Below are 4104 nucleotides of genomic sequence, written 5' to 3' on the forward strand. Positions count from 1 at the left end.
ACCCGGCACCGGGCGCGACACCGGGTTCGGGTGCGGCGGCGGGCGGCGGTTCGGCCCCGGCGCTCCCCGTGGGACCGGCCGGCCGGCCGGTCCCGTACCAACTGCCGCCCGCCTGCCCGGACCTGATCCGCCGCCCGGCGCAGGAGGCGCTGCTGCTGCGGCAGCTCACCCGCCCGCCGGGCGAGGCGCCGGCCGTCGCCGTGGTCTCGGGACACCCGGGCGTCGGCACCAGCACCCTGCTGGGGCAGGTCGCGCGGGCCACCCGGGCGATGTTCCCGCACGGGGTGCTCTACGCCGACCTCGCGGGCACCGACCGCTCCCCCACCACGCCCGCCACCGTGCTGCGCTCGCTGCTGCTCTCGCTGGGCGTCGCCCCGGGCGCGGTGCCGCCCACGCTGGCGGCGCGCACCGCGCTCTACCGCTCGGTGCTGGCCGGCCTGCGCGTGCTGGTGGTGCTGGACGGGGCGCGGGACAGCGCGCAGGTGCGGCCGCTGCTGCCCAGCGGTCCGGGTGGCGCGGCCCTGATCAGCTCCGCCACGCGGCTGCCGGACCTGGACGGCGCGCTGGCCGTGGAGCTGCCCGTGCCCAGCGGGCAGGACGCGCTGGCGCTGCTGGCCCAGCTGGTCGGGCCGGACCGGGTGGCGGCCGAACCGGCGGCGGCGGTGCGCCTGGTGGCGCTCTGCGGGCGGCTGCCGCTGGCGCTGCGGGTCTGTGCGGCCCGGCTCGCGGCCCGACCGGGCTGGAGCCTGCGGCAGGTGGCCGACCGGCTGGCCGCGCCGGGCCGCCTCCTGGACGAGCTGCGGGTCGGCACCCTGGACGTCCGGGCCAGGCTGCAGGCGGGCTGCCGGCAGCTGGACCCGGCGGCGGCCCGGGCGCTGCGCCTGCTGGCCCTGCCGGACCGTCCGACGATCACCGTGGCCCTCGCGGACGGCCTGCTCGGTGAGCGGCCCGGTGACAGCGAAGCGGTGCTCGAACGGCTGGTGGACGCCCACCTGCTGACCGTCGAGGGCCCGGGGCGGTACGGCTTCCCGGAGCTGCTGCGGGTCCTCGCCCGGGAGCAGGCCGCCCCGACGGTGGTGGCGCTGGCCGGCTGAGCACCGGGCCGGGGCACCGGGCCGGCCGCCCTCACGCCCCGGTGGGCAGCAGCCTGACCCGGGCCGCGATCCGGTCCACGCCCGCCTCGGCCATCAGCTCGGCCACCGGATCGGGCAGATCGCGCTCCAGGAGGGCGACCAGCAGGTGCGCCGGGGTGACCTTGCGGCTGCCGCCCGCCCGGGCCACCCTGGCCGCGCGCGGCAGCACCGCGCGGGCCCCGGAGCTGAGCGGCGTGTGCTTGGGCGAGGCGGGGACGGGCCGCCGCTCGACGCCGTCGGCGTGGATCCCCACGGCCGCCAGCGCCACCCGGTCCAGCGCGTCCAGCGCCCCGCGGGCGGTGGCCAGGTCGAGTCCCAGCGCGTCCACCGCCGGCGAGCGCGGGTCGTGCAGCACGCCGAGCAGCAGGTGCTCGGTGCCGATCCGCCGGTCGCCGCGCAGCCGGGCCTCCTGCAGGGCCGAGCTGACCGCCTCGCGGGCACCGGCCGAGAGCGTCTCGAACATCGTCGCCTCACTTCCCTTGCTTGGTGGGGCCCTACTTGGTCGGGCCCTGCTTGCTGTGGCCGTGCTTGCTGTGCACCGACTGCCGGGAGACGCCCAGCGCGTCGCCGATCTGCTCCCAGGACCAGCCCAGCTGCCTGGCGCGCGCCACCGACACCGCCTCGACCTGCTCGGCCAGCCGGTGCAGGGCACCCACCGCCCGCAGGCCGACGGCCGGGTCGTGCGAGTCCAGGCTCGCCGCGAGTTCTCCGGTTTCCATATCTGTCAGTCTGGGCTGACAAAGGCGCGGGTGTCAACCCAGACTGACGGATATCTCCCGGCCTCGGGCGGGCCGGGACTAGAGTGCTGGCATGGCCGTAGACGAAGGGACCGCACGGGTCGACAGCTGGATCTGGTCCGTGCGCCTCACCAAGACCCGCCCGCTCGCCGCCGCCGCCTGCCGGGCCGGCCACGTGCGGGTGAACGGCGAGCGCACCAAGCCCGCCCAGACGATCCGGGCGGGCGACGAGGTGCGAGTGCGCCAGGAGGGCTACGAGCGGGTGGTCGTGGTGACCCGGGCGATCAGCAAGCGGGTCGGGCCGCCGGTGGCCGCCGAGTGCTACGTCGACAACAGCCCGCCGCCGCCCGCCCAGCACGAGGCGGGCCCGGTGGCCCGGCGCGAGCGCGGCGCCGGCCGTCCCACCAAGCGCGACCGGCGCACCCTGGACCAGCTGGTCGGCCGCCCCGACGCCTGAACCTCCGCCGCCCGCTCAGCGCCGCCGGGGCGGCAGCGGGACGAACCCGCTGGTCCGGGCGGCGTACTCGGCCCAGCCCGGCTTGGCCTGGCTCAACTGCTTCTCCAGCGTCGGCTTCCCGCTGCCGAAGGCGAGCAGCGCGGTGATCAGCAGCGGGCTGGGCAGGAAGGCCCAGCCGATCGGCACGTCGGCCACCAGCAGGAAGAGCCCCCACCAGACGCAGGCGTCACCGAAGTAGTTGGGGTGGCGGGTGTAGCGCCACAGACCGGTGTCCAGCACCCGGCCGTGCTGGGCCGGGTCCGCCTTGAAGCGGGCCAACTGCCGGTCGCCCACCGCCTCGAACGCCAGCCCCACCGCCCACAGCGCGGTGCCGGCCCAGGCGAGCGGGCCGAGCGGCTGCGGCAGGTACTGGGCGGCCTGCACCGGCAGCGAGATGACCCAGAGCAGGCCCGCCTGCGCCAGGTAGAAGGTGCGCAGCGCGTACCCGGTGCGGCGTTCGGGCGCCACCCGGGCCAGCATCCGCCGGTAGCGCGGGTCCTCGGCGGCGCCGCGCGCCCGGTGCCACAGGTGCAGCGACAGCCGCAGCCCCCAGAGCGTGACCAGCACGGTGGCCAGCGCGCGCCGGCCACCGTCGCCGTGACCCGCCGACAGGCCGTAGCCGGTCAGCGCCACCGCCACGAAGCCCAGCCCCCAGGCGACGTCCACGCCGCGGTGCCGCCCGGTGCGCAGGCCCACCGCGAAGGCGGCCAGCAGGACCACCAGCGCCGCCCCGAGCGTCGCGAGCAGGTTGACGCCGAAGGCACCCGCGTTCACCGCAGCCCCTCGTACCAGGCCGCCGGGGTAGGCGGGGCGCCGCTGGGGCCGTCCGGGGAGGGACGGACGGCCAGCACCTGGTCCACGCCCATCCGCCGTTCGGCGAAGGCCATCGAGCTGCCGACCAGGTAGAGCCGCCAGAGCCGGACGGTGGCCGGGCCGACCAGCGCGGTGAAGTCGGCGCGGCGCTCCTCCAGGGTGTCGCGCCAGGCGTCGATGGTGCGGGCGTAGTGCTCGCGCATCGCCTCCGTGTGGCGGACCTCCAGACCGGCCTCCTCCAGCAGCGCCACCGTCGCGCCGAGCGGGCGCATGTGCATGTCCGGCGCGATGTAGGTCTCGATGAAGGCTCCGCCGCCCGGCGCCGCGCTCCCGCGGGACATCTGCTGGAGCAGCAGCCGTCCCTGGGGCCGCAGCAGGCCGTGCAGCCGGGCGGCGAAGGCGGGGTACCGCGCGTCGCCGACGTGCTCGCCCATCTCGACGCAGCTGATCGCGTCGTACGGGCCGTCCACGATCTCGCGGTAGTCCTGGTGGCGCAGCTCCACCAGGTCGGCCACCCCCGAGTCGGCCACCAGCGCGGTGGCCAGGGCGTGCTGGCGCTCGGAGAGGGTCACCCCCACCACCCGCACGCCGTACTCGCGCGCCGCGAACACGGCGAACGCGCCCCAGCCGCAGCCCACGTCCAGCAGCCGCCGGCCGGGCTCCAGCGCGAGCTTGCGGCAGATCAGGTCGAACTTGGCCCGCTGCGCCTCGGCCAGGGTCTGCGCCCGCGGGGTCCAGTAGGCGCACGAGTAGGCCATCGGCGTGCCGAGCAGCAGGGCGTAGAACTCGTTGGAGAGGTCGTAGTGGTGGCTGATCACCGCCCGGTCGCGGGCCCGGCTGTGCAGCGAGCCGCCCACCCGGGCCCGCCCGCCGGGCGCGCCGAGCCGGGCCGCGGTGCCCACCGCCAGCGGCCAGTGGGCGGGGC

General features: G+C 77.2%; 5 protein-coding genes and 1 pseudogene. 2 read left to right on the forward strand and 4 right to left on the reverse strand.

Annotated elements, in window-relative coordinates; translation table 11 throughout:
• Positions 1-1094 (forward strand): annotated as a pseudogene (locus ABD323_RS39845) (AfsR family transcriptional regulator); the annotation flags it as partial.
• Between the two features lie 31 nt (positions 1095-1125).
• On the opposite strand, the gene ABD323_RS39850 reads toward ABD323_RS39845, so the two are convergent.
• Positions 1126-1596 (reverse strand): Clp protease N-terminal domain-containing protein, encoded by a 471-nt coding sequence (locus tag ABD323_RS39850; RefSeq protein ID WP_344447003.1) that lies wholly within the window; start codon positions 1594-1596, stop codon positions 1126-1128.
• Between the two features lie 31 nt (positions 1597-1627).
• Complete coding sequence (locus ABD323_RS39855; RefSeq protein ID WP_344447004.1) at positions 1628-1852, reverse strand: hypothetical protein; 225 nt, start codon at positions 1850-1852, stop codon at positions 1628-1630.
• 91 nt (positions 1853-1943) lie between these two features.
• On the opposite strand from ABD323_RS39855, the gene ABD323_RS39860 reads away from it, so the two are divergent.
• Entirely contained in the window at positions 1944-2327 is a 384-nt protein-coding gene (locus tag ABD323_RS39860; protein ID WP_344447005.1) for an RNA-binding S4 domain-containing protein, read from the forward strand.
• Between the two features lie 15 nt (positions 2328-2342).
• Here ABD323_RS39860 and ABD323_RS39865 read toward each other — a convergent pair whose 3' ends face one another.
• On the reverse strand, positions 2343-3140 hold the full coding sequence (locus ABD323_RS39865; protein ID WP_344447006.1) for a DUF1295 domain-containing protein: 798 nt from the start codon (positions 3138-3140) through the stop codon (positions 2343-2345).
• A partial coding sequence (locus ABD323_RS39870; protein WP_344447007.1) for a class I SAM-dependent methyltransferase occupies positions 3137-4104 on the reverse strand: 968 nt, incomplete at its 5' end. The genes ABD323_RS39865 and ABD323_RS39870, both read right to left, overlap by 4 nt.

The sequence above is a fragment of the Kitasatospora nipponensis genome (genome assembly GCF_039528135.1).
GTDB classification, from domain to species: domain Bacteria; phylum Actinomycetota; class Actinomycetes; order Streptomycetales; family Streptomycetaceae; genus Kitasatospora; species Kitasatospora nipponensis.